At 39.5% G+C, this 18,410-nt stretch carries 17 protein-coding genes; 10 read left to right on the top strand and 7 right to left on the bottom strand.

The window, feature by feature from the left end; translation table 11 throughout:
• Positions 1-154 precede the first annotated feature (154 nt).
• Entirely contained in the window at positions 155-2,722 is a 2,568-nt protein-coding gene (locus tag J1N10_RS16160; RefSeq protein ID WP_262327770.1) for a phosphoenolpyruvate carboxylase, read from the top strand.
• A gap of 77 nt (positions 2,723-2,799) precedes the next feature.
• Here J1N10_RS16160 and J1N10_RS16155 read toward each other — a convergent pair whose 3' ends face one another.
• From J1N10_RS16155 to J1N10_RS16135, 5 genes are all read right to left on the bottom strand, one after another.
• On the bottom strand, positions 2,800-4,056 hold the full coding sequence (locus J1N10_RS16155) for an alginate export family protein (protein ID WP_262327769.1): 1,257 nt from the start codon (positions 4,054-4,056) through the stop codon (positions 2,800-2,802).
• A gap of 210 nt (positions 4,057-4,266) precedes the next feature.
• Complete coding sequence (gene nrfA / locus J1N10_RS16150) at positions 4,267-5,781, bottom strand: ammonia-forming cytochrome c nitrite reductase (protein ID WP_262327768.1); 1,515 nt, start codon at positions 5,779-5,781, stop codon at positions 4,267-4,269.
• A 28-nt stretch (positions 5,782-5,809) separates the two neighbouring features.
• On the bottom strand, positions 5,810-6,394 hold the full coding sequence (gene nrfH / locus J1N10_RS16145; protein WP_262327767.1) for a cytochrome c nitrite reductase small subunit: 585 nt from the start codon (positions 6,392-6,394) through the stop codon (positions 5,810-5,812).
• A 190-nt stretch (positions 6,395-6,584) separates the two neighbouring features.
• Positions 6,585-8,213 (bottom strand): hydroxylamine reductase, encoded by a 1,629-nt coding sequence (gene hcp / locus J1N10_RS16140; RefSeq protein ID WP_262327766.1) that lies wholly within the window; start codon positions 8,211-8,213, stop codon positions 6,585-6,587.
• Between the two features lie 219 nt (positions 8,214-8,432).
• On the bottom strand, positions 8,433-9,404 hold the full coding sequence (locus tag J1N10_RS16135) for an ATP-binding protein (protein WP_262327765.1): 972 nt from the start codon (positions 9,402-9,404) through the stop codon (positions 8,433-8,435).
• A gap of 118 nt (positions 9,405-9,522) precedes the next feature.
• On the opposite strand from J1N10_RS16135, the gene J1N10_RS16130 reads away from it, so the two are divergent.
• The 9 genes from J1N10_RS16130 (at position 9,523) to rimO (ending at position 17,009) form a co-directional block, all read left to right on the top strand.
• Positions 9,523-10,188, top strand: a complete 666-nt coding sequence (locus J1N10_RS16130; RefSeq protein ID WP_262327764.1) for a Crp/Fnr family transcriptional regulator — start codon at positions 9,523-9,525, stop codon at positions 10,186-10,188.
• Positions 10,189-10,893, top strand: a complete 705-nt coding sequence (locus tag J1N10_RS16125; RefSeq protein WP_262327763.1) for an N-formylglutamate amidohydrolase — start codon at positions 10,189-10,191, stop codon at positions 10,891-10,893. It abuts the gene before it with no gap.
• A 121-nt stretch (positions 10,894-11,014) separates the two neighbouring features.
• Positions 11,015-12,250 (top strand): M48 family metallopeptidase, encoded by a 1,236-nt coding sequence (locus tag J1N10_RS16120; RefSeq protein ID WP_262327762.1) that lies wholly within the window; start codon positions 11,015-11,017, stop codon positions 12,248-12,250.
• 120 nt (positions 12,251-12,370) lie between these two features.
• Positions 12,371-13,624: a competence/damage-inducible protein A gene (locus J1N10_RS16115; protein ID WP_262327761.1), complete on the top strand. Its 1,254-nt coding sequence runs from the start codon at positions 12,371-12,373 to the stop codon at positions 13,622-13,624.
• 149 nt (positions 13,625-13,773) lie between these two features.
• A complete protein-coding gene (gene rpmB, locus J1N10_RS16110; RefSeq protein WP_262327760.1) occupies positions 13,774-14,016 on the top strand; it encodes a 50S ribosomal protein L28 in 243 nt (80 codons plus the stop codon).
• Between the two features lie 12 nt (positions 14,017-14,028).
• The gene (gene rpmG, locus J1N10_RS16105; protein ID WP_200465062.1) at positions 14,029-14,217 is read left to right on the top strand and encodes a 50S ribosomal protein L33; all 189 of its coding nucleotides are present in this window, start codon (positions 14,029-14,031) and stop codon (positions 14,215-14,217) included.
• A 12-nt stretch (positions 14,218-14,229) separates the two neighbouring features.
• Positions 14,230-14,382 carry a DUF4295 domain-containing protein gene (locus J1N10_RS16100; RefSeq protein ID WP_200465063.1) on the top strand — a complete coding sequence of 51 codons (153 nt, stop codon included), beginning with the start codon at positions 14,230-14,232 and terminating at the stop codon, positions 14,380-14,382.
• Between the two features lie 201 nt (positions 14,383-14,583).
• A complete protein-coding gene (ftsY, locus tag J1N10_RS16095; protein WP_262327759.1) occupies positions 14,584-15,534 on the top strand; it encodes a signal recognition particle-docking protein FtsY in 951 nt (316 codons plus the stop codon).
• Between the two features lie 164 nt (positions 15,535-15,698).
• Positions 15,699-17,009, top strand: coding sequence for a 30S ribosomal protein S12 methylthiotransferase RimO (gene rimO, locus J1N10_RS16090; RefSeq protein ID WP_262327758.1), 1,311 nt, complete (start codon positions 15,699-15,701; stop codon positions 17,007-17,009).
• Between the two features lie 68 nt (positions 17,010-17,077).
• On the opposite strand, the gene J1N10_RS16085 is transcribed toward rimO, so the two are convergent.
• On the bottom strand, positions 17,078-17,620 hold the full coding sequence (locus J1N10_RS16085) for a 5-formyltetrahydrofolate cyclo-ligase (protein WP_262327757.1): 543 nt from the start codon (positions 17,618-17,620) through the stop codon (positions 17,078-17,080).
• Positions 17,613-18,410 carry a nitrilase-related carbon-nitrogen hydrolase gene (locus tag J1N10_RS16080; protein ID WP_262327756.1) on the bottom strand — a complete coding sequence of 266 codons (798 nt, stop codon included), beginning with the start codon at positions 18,408-18,410 and terminating at the stop codon, positions 17,613-17,615. The genes J1N10_RS16085 and J1N10_RS16080 overlap by 8 nt, the downstream gene beginning before the upstream one ends.

The following is an 18,410-nucleotide window of genomic DNA, read 5'->3' as shown; positions in this document are numbered from 1 at the left end:
AAAGCTTAAAAAAATATAAAGAAATATTTCTTGATAGTAATACTCTTAAAAACATCTTATCTTTGTTTTTGTTATTAATTATTGGGTTTATCTTATAAATTATAAGGCAGCCTATTGATTATGTATTCAATACACAAACTAGAATCGTATTAGAATGAACCAAATTGAGAAGTCATACACAGAGTTGGTGGAGTTAAAGTATCAACTCTACAATAGCTTGTTTCTCACTCTACCATTACATGGGGTTCAGCAAACCGGTTTATTATTGCCATTGCTGAATGAGGCCTGTGTTAAAGGATTCGAAAATGGGAAATCGCCAACAACCATTATCAACGATTTTTTTAAAGAGCATAAACCCGATTTGTCTGAACGGGAGCGTATATCGTTTCTGTTTAAAATAATCCAATATGTTGAGCGCCAGATTGTTTTGATTGATGCTTTGGAAGAGGCGGCTTATACGAAGATTCATCGAATTAATGATTCAGATTCGTGGGGCAGGATTAAACAAAAAGTGGAGAACAGAAATCTGGAAGAGCAGATGGATGAATTGCTGGATACTTTTGGTATTCGAACAGTCTTGACCGCTCACCCAACTCAGTTTTATCCAGGCCGCGTGTTGGCCATCTCTACAGACCTGACTGAGGCAATTACAAATGATGAAGTTGGTTATGCAAGAGATTTACTTCAACAGCTTGGTAAAACACCATTTTATCGCAAAAAGAAGCCGTCAGCATATGACGAGGCCATGGCACTTAGCTGGTATTTAGGCAGTATTTTTTATCCGGCAGTTGGGGAACTTTTAGACCGTATTGATGAATTTTTTCCTGGCAAAATAGATCATAACAAAGAGTTGATAACCATGGGTTTCTGGCCCGGAGGCGATCGAGATGGTAATCCATTTGTTAAAGTGGACACCACATTAAAGGTGGCTCGCAAATTGCGTTTTACCTTATCAACCTGTTACCATGCCGAGCTTAAAGCCATTAAGCGTCGTATGAGTTTCGAAGGTGTTTATGATATTCTGAATGAGCTGGATGAGCGCTTTAGCGAAGAACTGACAAATGCCAACGGAGAGAAGAATGTTGACTTAAACTACTTATTAGTGCAACTTGATAGAGTTGAGAAGTTACTGAAAGAGGAGCATCAGAGTTTGTTTATCGATAAGGTGAAATCGTTCAAACGTAAAATTAAGCAGTTTGGTTTCTTCTTTGCCAGCATCGATATTCGTCAGGATAGCCGGGTGATTGGTAAAGCCTTTAATGAAGTGATGCGCATCAATCCTGAACTATTCCCTGAAAACATGTGGGAATTGCCGGAAGACAAACAATTGAACCTTCTTTTAAAGGTGAAAGGCCGTATTGATACCAGTGTGTTTGAGGATGAATTGGTGCGCGATACATTGGAGTCGCTGAAGGCCATTCGTACCATACAGAATGAGAATGGACAACGTGCAGCCCACCGCTATATTATCAGTAATTGTCGTGGTACCATTGATATTGCTAAAGTAGTGGCTTTGGCACGTCTTTGTAGCTGGGGCGATGAGTCCTTATCGTTGGATGTAGTACCATTGTTTGAAACTGTTGATGACCTGAAAGGTGCCGGCCAATCAATGAAAACGCTTTATAATCATCCGAAGTATAAAACACATTTAGCCAATCGTAAAAATCGCCAGACTGTGATGCTGGGATTCTCCGATGGAACAAAAGACGGTGGTTACCTGATGGCTAACTGGGGTATTTATCGTGCCAAGGAAGATATCTCGCTTATTTCTCGCGAAAGCGATGTTGAAGTGGTGTTTTTCGATGGACGAGGAGGACCTCCAGCCCGCGGTGGTGGTAACACGCATTTGTTTTATTCGGCATTGGGTAAAACCATTGATAGTCATCAGATTCAGTTGACTATACAGGGGCAAACAATTAGTTCGCATTACGGCATTAAAGAAGCAGCGACACATAATTTAGGTCACTTGCTTACTGCAGGTTTTGAGAATAATTTATTTAATCGTACAGCTTCTGATTTGAGCGAAAGTCAGCGTCATTTAATACAACAGATGTCGGAAAGTGGCTATGAAAAGTATGCCGACTTAAAAGCACATCCTTTGTTTATTCCTTTTCTTGAGGAGCGAAGCACTTTAAAATATTATGGTTTAGCAAATATTGGCAGTCGTCCATCGAAAAGAGGAGCCAGTGATAAACTGAAGTTTGATGATTTACGAGCTATTCCGTTTGTAGGAGCCTGGAGTCAATTGAAGCAAAATGTGCCAGGATTTTATGGTTTGGGGACGGCTTTGAAAGCACAGGAGGATGCTGGTAAACTTGAAGACTGTAAAGAATTGTATAATTCTTCTATCTTTTTTAAGGCTCTGATTTCGAATAGTATGCAGAGTATGAGTAAAACTAACTTCTCTTTAACGAAATACATGGAGAAGGATGAGAAGTTTGGTGAATTCTGGAAAATTATTCATAACGAATATCTATTGACAAAGGAAATGGTGTTGAAAGTGTCGGGCGACTCAGTATTGCTGGCTGACAATGCGCGCAGCAGAAACAGCATTCGTTTACGAGAGAATGTAGTTCTTCCACTATTAGCTATTCAGCAGTATGCACTGATTGAAATCCAAAAGCTTCAAAATAAACCTGAAGATGAACACTTAGCATTGTATGAAAGAATGGTAATGCGTTCATTGTTTGGAAATATCAATGCCAGCCGTAATTCAGTCTGATAAAATCTTTTATACTATTGAAAGAGCCGCCTTCATTACGAAAGCGGCTCTTTTCTATATTAATGCCGGAAACTTATTTAATCTTTTTTCGACTCATATAAAGTAGGCTTGAAGGTTAGCATCACCCATGCCCAATGATTGCCCTTTTCTTCGACTGTTTGTGCCGGATATTTAATGTCGTATAGTCCATCACCGGCAAACATGTGAGAGTAACCGAAGTCAAGCTGTACTTTTCCTTTGTGCGAATAGCCGCAGAATAAATCCACTTCTGTGCCTAGTCCTTGATTACCGCTTGCCACTTCGCCATGAGCACTAAAGAAGTGAAGGGCTGCGTTAAATTTGACTTTACCAGGCTTAAAATTGGCTTTGGCGTAAATGTCGTGCAATCCAACATTATCAATGTGGTTGCCAACATAGAAGTAGTCCATCAGGCCGTTAAATTTGTGATTGGTGCCAAAAAATGGATTGAATGAGTTGTTTTTGTCGGCGCCTACCTGGTCGGTACCGGATAATAATTCATAACCACCTCCAACATTAAAGGTCTCACCAAGTGCTGCGGTAGCATCAACTGAAATATTAAATGCCGAAACATCATTTCCGGCGACATCTTCGCCAAACTGATAATAGAAATTACCGGCCAGTTTAACACCGGCAAGTTGGGTTTTTATATGCGTTCCTGCTGTGCGCGTGCATCTAACGCCTTGATCAGTATTTACTGGAGCATCCTTAAAATAAGGGCGTCCCACACTCATAAACAAAAGACTGGCTGAATAAGAATCGCCTTCTCGGTTCAACCATAAATATTGCATGCGCTTGTAATAATCTGGTCCGATATACACATTACTGTTCAGGGTTGAATTGTTGTAAGCTAAACCGAAATGGACATTAAGACTACCAGTGTATTTAAACACAGCCACATCATGAGAGCGAGCCTGCTGAGCCCAGCCAACACTACCTAACATTCGGTGGTCGTCATAAACCAACTGCTGGCGACCGGCTTTTACCGAAAACGTTTGATTAATAAACCATTCGGCCCAAGCCTGATGTAAGTATACTGTTTCATTACCATTGGTAGTTAATTGCTTTTCTGCTCCCCAATTGCGAACATCCTGCATCACAATGCCAATGGCAAAATCTTCATTTTGGTAATCCAGGTTCAAACGAGTTCGCTGACTGGTGATTAAAGAACCATCTGTGTCGTCGGTGGCAGGCATTTTAGTGCCGTGACTGTACTCGGAACGAGGCCTTACTTCGGCTGAAATCTTTACTTGTGCGTATAATGTGCTTCCTGCTAAGAGTAGAATAGCAAGTGCGAATATATTTTTCAATTTCATAAGAGTTTGATTTAGATGATGAAAAGAAACGAGTCTATTAAAAAGATTCGGTCATCGAGTTGCTCCCTGAGCTTGTCGAAGGGGAGTCGAGATGAATATTATTTATTGTGATGCTTAATAGATAATCACTTCGACTCTACTTCGGCTTCGCTCAGTAACCATTCTCAGTGAACGATGAATATTATTTTATGATACTGTATCTTTTTTCATTTATTTCATAGAAGTAGCGTAACCAGCTTCACGCTTTTTAGCTTCTTCTTTCCACTTTGGCAATAAAGTTTTTAAGAATTCATCTTTTTCGCCCTGAAGTTTTTCAACTGGTAAGCCAATAAATTCCTGAGCTTTAGCTTTTGTGGCGATATCCGGATAAGGTACTTCTTCGTTATGACCTAAATCGGCAAGCAGACGAGCTAATTTAATTCGACCTTCCTGAGCAACTGTAATGCCAGTTGAAATGACACGCCCAATTTCAACCGGAGAGTGGAAGGAGCCCCCATGGCTGGCAGCTGCATAATCCCAGCGCCATTGTGCATGACGGATGTCCGTTAAGATGGCCTCCATCTGGTGTTCTTTAGCTCCTAAATCCCAAGCTAGTTTAGCTTCAACATGCATGCGTACGATTAATTCTTCCAATTTATCGCGGTTTTCAATAATCCGGTCCTGACGCTCATAAACATCTTCAATTAAGCTGGCCGTTTCTTCGCGGTGACAAACCTGGCAAGAGTTGGCTACATTATTTAAAGGGCTCTGGATATGGTGATCCGTAAACTTGATACCACCTTCACTTTTGTAAGGCATATGGCAATCGGCACATGACACACCTCTTTTAGCATGAACGCCGGTTGAGTATACTTCATAACCAGGGTGTTGAGCTTTCAGCATAGGCGCACGGCTCAGTTTATGTGTCCAGTCAGAGAATTCAATCTCATCGTAGTACTCTTCCATCGCTTCAACCGACATTCCTTTATCCCATGGAAAAGTCAAATAAGGTGATCCCGGGTGAGATTTCTTATTAAAATAATATTCTACATGACACTGAGCACACACTAATGAGCGCATTTCCTGGTGAGAAGCCTGGTTGATGTCTTTTCCCATTCTTTCAAAAGCTTCCACCAATGCAGGGCGTGTAACCTTGAGGTTCATTGTCTTTGAGTCATGACAATCGGCACAACCGATACTGTTCATTACTTCGGAACCTTTTTCGTCCCATGTGCCTTTGTAGAATTCAGCTGGCCCCATTTCTGCCATTAAACGTGGTACATCTGGACTTTTGCATGTCCAGCAAGTATTTGGCATCGGACTCTTTCTATCTTCTGTCGGACCACCTGTACGCAATGTGTTATGAATATCTTCAACAGCATAGCCGTGTCCACGCCCTTGGTTATAGTCTTTGGCAAAGCCATAACCGGCCCACAAAACTACTAATCGAGGATCAACTTCTAGCATATCAATCATGGCTGCACCGTTGTATTTACTGGCAAAAGTGGTGTCTTTGGTTTTCATATACGATTGGTACTCTTTGGGGAAGTTTTGTCCCCAAACTTCGTTGCGTGGTTCTGTTGGTGAATGTTTTACTTTAGGTGTATAGGCAAATACAGCCTCAGCACGTCTCTCCATTACAGATGAAGCTAATAGGCCTAATAGAAATACTACAACTATTGTAACGAAAAATAATACCCAGCCTAGCAAGGGTTTTTCCTTTATTTGTTCTCGTATAGGTTTCATATTATTTATAGATTTTTTTTGATTTAGGTTATTGATTATTTAAGTCTTTAAGCCAGTCGGGAAGAGGACTTTCGGGAACCGGCACTCGGGCATTAGGCACGCTCGATAAGCTGTTAACTCTTCCGTGGGGTGTTTCGCGGTGACAGTCAACACAGAGACGGTCGTCAATGTTACGGTGAATATTGGGCTTGTGTGCCAATAGTTTATCATCAGTAATCAACTGTTCGTGACAACGGATACAATTTTGCTGCACAACATTTCGACCTTCCTCCTGAATGAAGATGACCTGCGGTTCGGCTCTCATCGTAAAAACAGAAGCATGTCGCATTCCATCTTTTGCTTTGAAGAAATAGGTGTTAAAAACATTGTCTTGTGGAACATGGCAATCATTGCAAGTGGCCACTTCGCGGTGTGCACTGTGGCTCCAGGTAGCAAATTGTGGCGCCATAATGTGGCAGTTAACACATGTTTTTGGATTGTCCGATAAATAAGAATGAGCCCTAGACACGTAGAACACATAAAAGCTCAAACCAACGAAGACACCGGCAGCTAAAATAACCGGGACTTTCCAGTGTTCAGGAGGCTTGAGAAAGTCAATTAGTTTTTTATTCATACAGCATAGATTTAGATTAGTGAACTATAAGATACTTTGATTTAAAGGTTTTTTCAATTGATTGAAGTGATTAAATACTTATTAATATTTAATATAAATAACTGGAAGATAGGTGATTGCGAAGTGAGAAGCCTGCATCTTTTTCAAGATGCAGGTGCAACCATAATTATTTAGAAAATTCATATGAAAACTAGTTGATCCACTTTTGAATATCTTCTTTTACTGTGCTAATCCCTCCAATACCAAAGGTTTCAACCAATATTTTAGCCACATTTGGTGATAAGAATGCGGGTAATGTAGGTCCCAGGTTGATGTTTTTAACGCCCAGGTGCAGAAGAGCTAGTAACACAATAACAGCTTTTTGTTCATACCAGGCAATGTTGTATACGATTGGTAGGTCGTTAATGTCATCCAATTCAAATACCTCTTTTAATTTTAATGCAGTTACAGCCAAACTGTAAGAATCGTTGCATTGACCTGCATCTAAAACGCGTGGAATACCACCAATATCGCCTAAGGGCAATTTATTATAACGATACTTGGCACAGCCGGCTGTCAAAATAACGGTGTCCTGAGGCAGTTCATTTGCAAATTCGGTGTAGTAGTTACGGTCATTCATGCGACCATCGCAACCAGCCATTACAACAAATTTCTTAATGGCACCACCTTTCACGGCTTCAACCACCTTGTCGGCTAACTGCAATACCTGGTTGTGAGCAAAACCACCCACTATTTCACCTGTTTCGATTTCAGTAGGAGAGGCACATTTTTTAGCATGCTCAATCACTGCTGAGAAATCTTTTGCGTTGCCATTAACTCTGTCGGCAATGTGCACACAACCATCAAAACCAGATGCACCAGTCGTGTAAACGCGGTCTTTGTATGAGGGCTTAGGAGGAACAATACAGTTGGTTGTAAATAAGATGGGGCCATTGAAGGTTTCAAATTCTGAGGTTTGTTTCCACCAGGCACTACCGTAGTTACCGACAAAATTTTCATACTTCTTAAATTTAGGATAGTAATGAGCGGGTAGCATTTCGCTGTGTGTATACACATCAACGCCCGTTCCTTGTGTCTGCTCCAATAGCTCTTCCAGATCTTTCAGATCGTGACCAGAAATCAGGATACCTGGGTTTGTTCCAACACCAATGTTTACAGTCGTGATTTCAGGATTACCAAACGACTCTGTATTGGCTTTATCCAACAACGCCATTACATCAACACCAAATTTACCACATTCTAGTACTAAACCAACCAGTTCATTAGCTGAAATATCCTCAGAAAGCGTAGCTACCAGTGCTTTTTTAGCGAAGTGATAGATGGCTGCATCTTCATAGCCTAAATTCCAGGCGTGCTCACCATAAGCGGCCATACCTTTAAGTCCGTAGGTCAATAGCTCTTTTAACGAACGGATATCTTCGTTTTCAATGGATAAAATACCAATTAAAAGCGCTTTTGATTCCATTTCGTTTTCATTGGCTGCTCTGTAAGTAGCACAATCGTGTAAGTCAGAAGTGTCAATCTGAGCTTTTAACTCATCCTGTACCTTATAACCTTCTTTGATTTTTGCAATAATCTTGTTGCGATCGAAGTTGGCATTAGTAATCGTTATAAATAACGAATCGATAATATACTTGTTAGCAACAGCTGTGTCGATGCCTTTTTCATCGGCCAATTGACTAATTAAAGCCACTCCTTTTGTAGTGTATAGCAATAAATCCTGAAGATTAGCCACATCTTCGGTTTTACCACAAACTCCCTTAACAGAACAGCCAACACCCTTCGCTGCTTCCTGACATTGGTAACAAAACATACTCATGATTACTGGTTTTTAGTTATATTGATTATTAATACTTTAAGTTTTTAAAAAAAAGTGGGAAATGTCAATGTTAAGGTGACTACCCCGGAAAACTTTGGACGGTTTTGACATTTCCCACTGCTACCTAACCCAAATTATATTGTTGTTGGTTGTAAGTCAGTAGCTGGTAGTGGTGTTTCCCTTACTAATTTCCCGATTCACTACAAACTACTGACTGACTTACACCCACTCTTCACTCAAAATTTCACCTTCGATAGATACAATGGCTACTTTAACTGGAATTTTACGCGAAGCTTGCTCAACTGCTGTTTTTGCCAATTGTAACAAGCCTCCGCAACAAGGTACCTGCATAATAGCAACGGTTAGTGTATTAATTTTCGCATTATCTATCAAGCTGATTAATTTATCCAGGTAAGAATCTTGTTGACTATCTAATTTAGGACAAGCAATACCAACACTTTTTCCCTTTAAGAATTTACTGTGGAAATTCCCCATGGCAAAGGCTACACAATCAGCGGCTAATACCATGTCCGAATCGCGGAAAGACGGCATCATCGGATTGATCAGGTGCATCTGAACAGGCCACTGACGTAACTGTGAAGGTGCATCACCATTATTTACTGCTGCTGCAGCAAAGGTTGGCCGTTCAATGGTTTTAGGTGCAGAACCCGGACACCCTCCACCAGCAGTAGCAACGGATGGACGTTCAATAACACGAGGAGTTGAACCCGGACAACCACCTCCGGCATGCCCCATTTCCAAAACAGATGGCTTTGCCTGCTCTGCCTGAGTAGCTTCAGGTTTATGACCATGTACTTCTTTTATTACATCATTTAATGGAAACTCCAAATTGGTCTCATTTTCTTTTAACCAATTGACTGCTTGCTTTAAAAAAGTAAATTCATTATGGTCTTTTAGATGCTTTAAATGAGCAATAACAGTATTTATGCCTTTATCAACCATTATCTCCATCACTTTTATTTCATCATATGGCTCAGCTTCTCGTTTTTCGATGGTCATGGCATCTTGAGGACAGTGATTTAAACACGCACCTAATCCATCGCACATTAAGTCGCTTATCAATCGTGCTTTGCCATCGATAATCTGAAGGGCTCCTTCGTGGCACGAGGGGATGCAAACGCCACAGCCATTACATTTATCCTCGTCTATTTTTATCATATCTCTTATCATCGCAGATGCTTTTTTATCAATTTTACAATGCAAATATAGGGTGATGGAAGAGGGAAGGCTGTAACAAATGTTACAAAATCGAAATTAATTTATAATTTGGTACAAAATTACTGAATTCATGGAAGCATTAGTAAAGTGTCCTTTATTTAAAGGTATAGAGTATAAGGAAATATGTCAATTGCTTGAGAAGATACCTTATCAGATAAAAAAATATGAGAAAGGGCATATGATTGCTCAAAGTGGTGAAGAATGCCGCTCGTTAATGATTATGTTGTGCGGAAGTGTGAAAGGCGAAATGGTTGATTATTCAGGTAAAGCCATTAAAATTGAAGATATTGAGCCGCCCAAGCCTGTGGCTGTTGCTTTCCTGTTTGGTGAGAACAATACTTGTCCGGTTAATATTGTCGCCAATAATCATGTCGAGATGTTTCATTTGCCCAAAAAATCAGTTATTGCATTGATGCAGTCAAGTTCTGCATTTCTTAATAACTTTATGAATATGATATCGAGTAAAACACAGTTTTTAACCGATAAAATCCGCTTCTTATCTTTTCAGACCATTCGGGGGAAAATTGCACATTATTTACTGCAACTTTCCGGGTCAGTTGAGGGAGAAATAGTATTGCCAAAAAGTCAGGAAGAATTAGCAAATTTGTTTGGCGTTACCCGACCGTCGTTAGGAAGGGCACTGCGTGATTTACACAACGAACACATTATCGAAGCTAAAGGCAAAAGTGTGAAAATAATTAACCGGGAATTATTAATTAAGCAATTGAAAAAGTAAATGATGAATAACAAAAAGGTGGTAGTACTATCGTGTGAGCATGCCGGTAATGATATACCTTTTCAATATCAAAAGTTATTTCAAAACGCGACTAAAGTGCTTCAAACACATCGTGGTTATGACCTGGGATCTAAAGAGTTGTTTGATTTGATTAATTCGGACTATATTACACATAAACAAAGTGCTACGTCCAGTCGTTTGTTGGTAGATGTTAATCGTTCGCTCTATCGGCGAACCTTATTTTCGGAATTTACTAAGTGCCTGTCGAAAACGGAGAAAAAACAACTACTTGATGACTACTACTATACCTTTCGACGACCTTTTGAAGCTGAAGTGGAGAAACTTTGGCAACAAGATAAGACTGTATTGCATCTGTCCGTTCATTCATTTACACCTGAATTAAATGGGGAAGTCAGGCAAACAGATTTCGGTATATTATATAACCCCGAACGAGTAGAAGAAAAACAATTTGCCAGGCTTTGGAAAGCTGAATTAAATAAAATTCTGCCAGAATGTCGTGTGCGATTTAACTATCCATTCAGGGGAAAACCTGATGGTTTTGTGCGGCATTTCAGAGATTTGGAAGGAGAGAAATACCTGGGCATTGAGTTTGAGATGAACCAGAAATATGCAGGTGATACAGAGTTTAAAAAGAAAATAGCGGAAGCTTTTAAATATGCTGTTGATACTTGGATTAAGCAATAATATTTCCCGCTGATAGCACATATTTTCGCAGAGGTGTGAATGGTTTATGCAATTGTTTTCTGTGCTCATCTTCTTAATCTGTGTAAGCTTTTTATACTTTTGTGCTTCAAAATATTATTAAATGAACGCAGAACATATCTTTTACATTATTATAGCCATTGTTGCGTGGCAGTTTTTATTCGACCAATGGCTCGACTATCTAAATCACAAAACCGTTAATACGAAAATCCCTGAAGAACTGGAAGGTGTTTACGATGAAGATAAGTACCGCAAGCAACAGGATTATAAGAAAGCCAATTACAGTTTTGGCCTGCTTAGTGAAATAGTGAGTTTTAGCGTGATGATGGCTATGTTATTTTTAGGTGGTTTCGCTTTGATAAATAATTGGGTGACGGAGATAAGCTCAAATGTAACAGTACAATCGCTTCTGTTTTTTGCGGTTATTGGTGCTGGTTCGTCAATTATTAGTTTGCCATTTAGTATTTATGGAACATTTGTTATTGAAGAACGCTTTGGCTTTAATAAAACAACACCCAAAATATTTATACTGGATATGCTTAAATCAGTGCTTCTTTCTGTTGTGATTGGAGGACCACTAATGGCATTGGTGATTTGGTTATACAGTATTGCCGGCAACCTTTTCTGGTTATACGCCTGGATGGTTATCAGTGGTTTTACCATTTTTATGACGATGTTTTACACCTCACTTATATTGCCGTTGTTTAATAAGCAAACACCCCTGGAAGAGGGCGAGTTGCGCGATGCCATCGAATCGTTTTCGGTAAAAGCAGGTTTTAAGTTAGATAACGTATTTGTAATGGATGGCTCGAAACGAAGCACCAAAGCCAATGCGTTTTTTAGCGGTTTAGGAAGCCGTAAGCGCATTGTTCTATATGATACTTTAATTAAAGATTTGAAGGCAGAAGAAATAGTGGCGGTCTTAGCCCATGAAATTGGCCATTATAAGCTTAAACATACTTTATGGGGAACAATAACTGGTGTTATCCAAATGGGCATCATTTTGTTTGTATTTGGTTTGGTGGTGGGGTCACCATTGTTATCACAGGCTTTAGGCGTAAACGAACCTAATTTTCATATTGGTCTATTAGCTTTTGGCATTTTGTATTCACCAGTATCATTTATTGCCGGTATCTTTATGACGATTTTATCGCGGAAAAATGAATATGCCGCCGATGCTTATGCCAATGGTTTCGGCTTGGAAGAAGCTTTAATCAGTGGTTTAAAAACAATTTCATCAAATGCCTTAAGTAATTTAACGCCGCATTCGTTGTATGTGTTTTTTCATTATTCACATCCACCCTTATTGCAGCGTATAAGAGCCATAAAAGAAAAATAATAAGTTTGTTGTAATGGTTAATTATCAATGGTTAATTGTGAATAGTTAGTGAAACTAATTGGTTTTTGACATTTAAAAATATCAACTCCTCAACTTTTCAACTCTTCAATTTTAAAAGAAATGGATGTAGAAATTATAACCATCGGTAACGAATTATTAATTGGTCAGGTGATTGATACCAACTCAGCATGGATGGGGCAGCAGCTGAACGACGCCGGTTTTGATGTGGTACGTATTACTTCAATTCAGGATACGCGCCAGGCCATTATCAATGCTATACACGAGGCCATGTTGCGCGTTGATATTGTGCTATTGACTGGCGGATTAGGTCCCACCAAAGACGATATTACAAAAGAAACATTGGCCGAAATATTCAATTCGAAACTGGTGTTTAACCAGCAGGCTTATGATACCATGACGACTCTGTTGAAAGGTCGCGTAAAAGGCATTAATAAACAAAATGAGAGCCAGGCTTATGTGCCGGAATGTTGTGAAGTGATTACGAATCCTGTGGGAACGGCTCCCGTTATGTGGTTCGATGAAAAAGGAAAGGTGATTGTGTCGATGCCTGGCGTGCCTGTTGAGATGAAAACAGCCATGAGTAATGAAATTATCCCTCGATTGAAGAAACGTTATAACACCGGCCATATAATCCACAAAACCATTCAGGTTTTTAATATTCCTGAAGCTGTTTTAGCAGAACAATTAGAAGAGTGGGAGGATCGGATTCCTGATTACATTTCACTGGCTTATTTGCCTAGTCCAGGTAAGATTCGCCTGCGCTTAACGGCTAAAATGGGCAACAAAGCTCAGGCTCAAGCAGATATTTCTTCCCTGGTTAAGGATTTATATGCGTTGGTTGGAGATAATATTTTCGGAGAGGAAGATTTCCCTGTACAACAGCTATTGGGAGAAGTATTAAAAGATAGAAATCAAACCCTTGCGACGGCAGAGAGTTGTACGGGGGGTAATATCGGGCATCTGTTGACGAGTATTCCAGGCAGTTCAGCTTATTTTAGAGGAGGCGTTATTGCCTATGATAATGCCATTAAAGAAAGTGTGTTGCATGTTCGAACAGAATCTTTGGAAGAAAATGGAGCAGTGAGTCAGGAGGTGGTTGAACAAATGGCTGAAGGGGTAAGGCAATTGATGAAGACGGATTATGCAATCGCCACCTCAGGCATTGCAGGTCCTGATGGCGGAACGGATGAAAAGCCGGTTGGTACAGTTTGGATTGCAATAGCCGGTGATTTTGGTGTACATAGCCAGTGTTTTAATTTTGGTAAAATCCGGACAAGAAACATTCAACGTTCATCTGAGGCGGGATTAATTATGCTACTTCAGGAATTAAATAAAGAGAAAAAAAAGTCATAATTTTGCAATCAGAATGCAAAGGTTAGATCGGATGTAAAGAAAAAATGAAAAAACTATTGAATTATAAGTTTCAATATTTGTATTATCCGATAAAAATGCCTTATTTTGCGCTCTGTTTGAAAAATGTATCCGAAAAAAACTGTTGAGCGATGTCAAGAGTATGTCAAATAACTGGTAAATCATTCATGGTGGGAAATAATGTTTCTCACTCAAAAAGAAGAACCAAGAGAAGATTCGATATTAATCTTTTCAAAAAGAAGTTCTACTTACCTGAAGAAGATCGTTGGGTAAGCATTAGAGTATCTGCAGCTGGTTTGCGTATGATCAACAAAGTTGGTTTGTTAGCAGCCCTTAAGCAGGCGAAAGAAAAAGGATTTATTGCTAACTTTTAATAAGGAGTAGAAATGGCAAAGAAAGCAAAAGGTAATCGCGTTCAGGTTATTTTGGAGTGCACTGAGCACAAAGAAAGCGGACAGCCAGGAACTAGCCGATATATTACCGTAAAGAACAGAAAAAATACTCCTGACCGCATGGAGTTGAAAAAGTATAATCCGATTTTGAAGCGTGTTACTTTACACCGCGAAATCAAATAAAACTGATTAACCATGGCAAAGAAAGCAGTAGCATCCTTGCAAAAAGGTGAAGGTAAAGGTCACACTAAAGTGATCAAAATGGTAAAGTCTGAAAAAACCGGAGCTTATACATTCCGTGAAGAGATTGTACCAAATGAAATGGCAAAAGAATATTTCAAGAAGTAATTTTTGAAATACAACTTATAGCACAAAAGCTTCCTTGTTTTCAGGGAAGCTTTTTTGTTGAATTATGTTTGAGATGATAGATTAAAGACAAAAGAAACAAGACTGATGAAATTCTACTTAAAATCAGTCTTGATACCTATCTCTTTTATCTTGTGTCTAACATCTTTTTTATATCTTTAAGCCCTCAAAAAATTAATATTCATGGGTTTATTCGGGAGCTTTAACAAAGCCAAGAAAGAAAGTCTGGATAAAGGACTGGCCAAAACGAAAGAGAGCGTATTTAAAAAGTTGACACGTGCTGTTGTTGGAAAAACGACAGTTGACGACGATGTGCTTGATGATTTGGAAGAAATATTGATTACTTCGGACGTAGGTGTGGACACGACGCTTAAAATCATTGAACGCATTGAAGAACGCGTTGCTAAAGATAAGTTTTTAAGCACCTCTGAGTTGAATGATATCCTTCGCGAAGAAATTGCTGAACTCTTAGCTGAGAATAAATCAGGTGACGTCAGTCAGTTCGAACTGCCCAAAAGTGAGTATCCCTATGTGATTATGGTGGTTGGTGTGAATGGGGTTGGCAAAACAACAACCATTGGTAAGCTGGCCAACAAGTTTAAGCAAGCTGGTAAGAAAGTTGTTTTAGGAGCTGCTGATACGTTTCGTGCTGCTGCTATTGATCAGCTAGTGGTGTGGGCCGATCGCGTAGATGTGCCAATCGTTAAGCAAAGCATGGGTTCTGATCCGGCTTCTGTCGCCTTTGATACTTTAGAGTCGGCTAAAAACCAAGGTGCCGATGTAGTGATAATCGATACAGCTGGTCGACTTCACAATAAAGTCAACCTAATGAATGAGTTGACCAAAGTGAAGCGAGTAATGCAAAAGATTGTTCCTGATGCACCCAATGAAGTGCTATTGGTACTGGATGGTTCAACCGGGCAAAATGCCTTTGAGCAAGCCAAGCAATTTACCAAAGCAACCGAAGTATCAGCTTTGGCCATTACTAAGCTGGATGGAACGGCTAAAGGTGGTGTGGTCATTGGTGTTTCTGACCAATTTAGCATCCCGGTAAAATACATTGGTATTGGTGAAGGAATTGATGACTTGCAGGTATTCAACCGCGACGAGTTTGTTGATTCATTATTTAGATAGATTATTGAAGTGTAGCATGAACATTTTTCATGCTTTTAACTTATTATATTAAAATACTATGGGATGCCATCTTTATATGCTACACGCTAATAAAGATGGCATCCTTTTAAGAGTAGAGTTGATGTCTTTCAACTGTATACTCTAAACTGATAAACTGTATAAAGATGTCTGTGCCAAAAGGAAAGAAAGTAGATGTTGTAACCCTTGGTTGCTCTAAAAACCTGGTAGATAGCGAGTTTTTGATTCGTCAGTTTAAAGCCAATGGGATTGAAGTAGCACACGATGCAGAAACACCAGAAGGTGAAGTCGCAATTATAAATACTTGTGGTTTTATTGCTGATGCAAAAGAAGAATCGATAGACACCATACTGGAGTTTGCTGAGGCTAAGAAACGTGGCGATATCAAGCAACTGTATGTAATGGGTTGCTTATCGGAGCGCTATCCGGGACAATTGAAGAAAGAGTTGCCCGAGGTTGATAAATTCTATGGTAAATTTGACTGGAAAGATATTGTTGGAGAAATAGGCGCCACCTATCGTCGTGATTTGATGAATGAGCGCTCTTTAACAACACCTGGGCATTATGCTTATTTAAAGATATCTGAGGGCTGTAATCGCACCTGCAGTTATTGTGCTATTCCTATTATTACCGGTAAGCATGTGAGTCGCCCCATGGACGATTTATTGGATGAAGCCAAGCGTTTACGTGATACAGGTGTGAAGGAGTTACAGGTAATAGCACAGGATTTGTCGTTCTATGGCTACGACTTATACAAAGACTATAAACTGGCCGAACTATCAGAAAAATTGGCCGGTATTGATGGTATAGAGTGGATTCGCCTACATTATGCTTATCCTGCTGGTTTTCCGATGGACGTGCTTAAGGTGATGAACGATAATCCGAAGGTTTGCAATTACCTCGATATTGCGCTTCAGCACATTAGTGATAATATGTTGGGCATTATGCGCCGTAGGGTTAGTAAGAGTCAAACCTACCGGTTAATGGAAGAAATGCGTAAGCAAGTGCCCAATATTCACTTGCGCACCACATTTATCACCGGGCATCCAGGTGAAACCGAACAGGATTTTGCTGAGATGGAGCAGTTTGTCAAAGACATCCGTTTTGAGCGATTGGGCGTTTTTCCATATTCTCACGAGGATGATACCTATGCACATAAGAAATATCAGGATGATATACCTGATGAAGTGAAACAGGAGCGTGCAGACCGTATTATGGAAATTCAGAATGGAATAGCTAAAGAAATAAATGCCGGGAAGGTTGGTAGAAACTTAAAAGTGATTATCGATAGGGAAGAGGGTGATTATTTTGTAGGTCGCACAGAGTATGACTCACCTGAAGTGGATCAGGAAGTTCTCTTGCATAAAGATGAGAATAAGGAGCTGAATGTAGGTGATTTTTACAACGTGGAAATTACCGATTCAGAAGATTACGATTTGTTTGGAATAGCGAAGTAAATTATAGAACCAAATAAAAAAGATGTCATCTTTGTTAGCGATAAGTTACAAAGATGACATCTTTTATTTTATAACGGATTGATAACCGTATCCATCTTAATATCGTGCGCTTCTACGGGTACAAGGTCTACCATTTGGAAATCAAAAGCGAGGGCAATTTTTGTAGCTGTAGGTATACGTTTTAAAATACGATCGTAATAGCCAGCTCCTCGTCCCATGCGATTATTATTAGCATCAAAAGCAACACCAGGAACAATAACCAGTTCAATACTTTGTTCATCTTCTACCTCAGGCCCGTTAGGCTCAGGAATGCCATATTTATCGCCTGCAACCAAAGAATCTTCTCCTGTGTATTGAACGATTTTTAGATCATCGCCATTGATGACAGGCAGATATATTTTTTTATTCTTAAACCACTTGTTAGCCAATGCTTCTGTTGGTACTTCATCGGGTAGTGACCAATACATTAAAATGGCTTTGGAAGCCTTAAAAACGGTTGATTCCTCCAGTTTCTGATGGATTACATCCGCTTGTCTGCTTCGTTCTTCGGGTGTGAATTGCCTTTTAAATTGCTTTATTTGTCTTCTGAGTTCTTTCTTTTGCTCAATCATTAATGCCTGTTTTTAAATCACCGTAAACATCACTTCTTCGGTCGCTGAATACATTATTTCGTGCCGTAATGGATTTTGAATTGGCCAAACTTAAATCAATTTCGGCGGATAATAGCTGACTTTCATCGTTACTGCCTCTAATAATGATGTCTCCATTGATGTCAGCTAAAACAGACTGACCGGTAAAAGTTAAATTACCTTCTGTTCCAATTCGATTAGATGTGGCTATAAAGCAACGATTAACCAAGGCATAGGACGGTGTGACGCTTTGGCAATAGGGCAATACTAAGTTAGATGGATGTGCTATTAATTGAGCGCCTTTTAAGGCAAGTTGGCGCCATGCTTCCGGAAACATCCAGTCGAAGCAGATTAGCATACCTATTTTGCCGATAGGTGTATCAAAAACCGGCAGCCCTTTATTGCCCGGTTCAAAAATATTTTTTTCATTGAGAAACAAATGGAGCTTTCGATACAAGCCAATGACTCCTTCTGAATTAATCAATACTGATGAATTATACAGTTTATCGCCATCACGTTCACAAAAGCCACTGACAATATGTGTCTTTTTATTTTTGGCAATCGCAATTAAATGCTCTAAAAAGATGCTCTTATCAATTGCTTCTGAATTATCAAATGCATCTTGCTTATCTTTAAAATTGTACCCCGAATTAGCTAATTCAGGCAGGATATAAAGTGCGCTATCAGTATCACCGATTAAGTGATTAATAGCATCCAAATTAGTTTGTAGCTTATTAAGTTGTGGCGAAAATTGTACAATGCTAATTCTCAT

Origin of the sequence: Carboxylicivirga litoralis (assembly GCF_025499605.1) — a bacterium.
Classification (GTDB): domain Bacteria; phylum Bacteroidota; class Bacteroidia; order Bacteroidales; family Marinilabiliaceae; genus Carboxylicivirga; species Carboxylicivirga litoralis.
Note: the sequence above shows the minus strand (reverse complement) of the source record. Positions and strands in the feature narration are given on the sequence as shown.

Excerpts from the sequence above, each read along its gene's own strand:
- J1N10_RS16160 (WP_262327770.1), top strand. The coding sequence starts at position 155 with ATGAACCAAATTGAGAAGTCATACACAGAGTTGGTGGAGTTAAAGTAT.
- J1N10_RS16155 (WP_262327769.1), bottom strand. The coding sequence starts at position 4,056 with ATGAAATTGAAAAATATATTCGCACTTGCTATTCTACTCTTAGCAGGA.
- nrfA (WP_262327768.1), bottom strand. The coding sequence starts at position 5,781 with ATGAAACCTATACGAGAACAAATAAAGGAAAAACCCTTGCTAGGCTGG.
- nrfH (WP_262327767.1), bottom strand. The coding sequence starts at position 6,394 with ATGAATAAAAAACTAATTGACTTTCTCAAGCCTCCTGAACACTGGAAA.
- hcp (WP_262327766.1), bottom strand. The coding sequence starts at position 8,213 with ATGAGTATGTTTTGTTACCAATGTCAGGAAGCAGCGAAGGGTGTTGGC.
- J1N10_RS16135 (WP_262327765.1), bottom strand. The coding sequence starts at position 9,404 with ATGATAAGAGATATGATAAAAATAGACGAGGATAAATGTAATGGCTGT.
- J1N10_RS16130 (WP_262327764.1), top strand. The coding sequence starts at position 9,523 with ATGGAAGCATTAGTAAAGTGTCCTTTATTTAAAGGTATAGAGTATAAG.
- J1N10_RS16125 (WP_262327763.1), top strand. The coding sequence starts at position 10,189 with ATGATGAATAACAAAAAGGTGGTAGTACTATCGTGTGAGCATGCCGGT.
- J1N10_RS16120 (WP_262327762.1), top strand. The coding sequence starts at position 11,015 with ATGAACGCAGAACATATCTTTTACATTATTATAGCCATTGTTGCGTGG.
- J1N10_RS16115 (WP_262327761.1), top strand. The coding sequence starts at position 12,371 with ATGGATGTAGAAATTATAACCATCGGTAACGAATTATTAATTGGTCAG.
- rpmB (WP_262327760.1), top strand. The coding sequence starts at position 13,774 with ATGTCAAGAGTATGTCAAATAACTGGTAAATCATTCATGGTGGGAAAT.
- rpmG (WP_200465062.1), top strand. The coding sequence starts at position 14,029 with ATGGCAAAGAAAGCAAAAGGTAATCGCGTTCAGGTTATTTTGGAGTGC.
- J1N10_RS16100 (WP_200465063.1), top strand. The coding sequence starts at position 14,230 with ATGGCAAAGAAAGCAGTAGCATCCTTGCAAAAAGGTGAAGGTAAAGGT.
- ftsY (WP_262327759.1), top strand. The coding sequence starts at position 14,584 with ATGGGTTTATTCGGGAGCTTTAACAAAGCCAAGAAAGAAAGTCTGGAT.
- rimO (WP_262327758.1), top strand. The coding sequence starts at position 15,699 with ATGTCTGTGCCAAAAGGAAAGAAAGTAGATGTTGTAACCCTTGGTTGC.
- J1N10_RS16085 (WP_262327757.1), bottom strand. The coding sequence starts at position 17,620 with ATGATTGAGCAAAAGAAAGAACTCAGAAGACAAATAAAGCAATTTAAA.
- J1N10_RS16080 (WP_262327756.1), bottom strand. The coding sequence starts at position 18,410 with ATGAGAATTAGCATTGTACAATTTTCGCCACAACTTAATAAGCTACAA.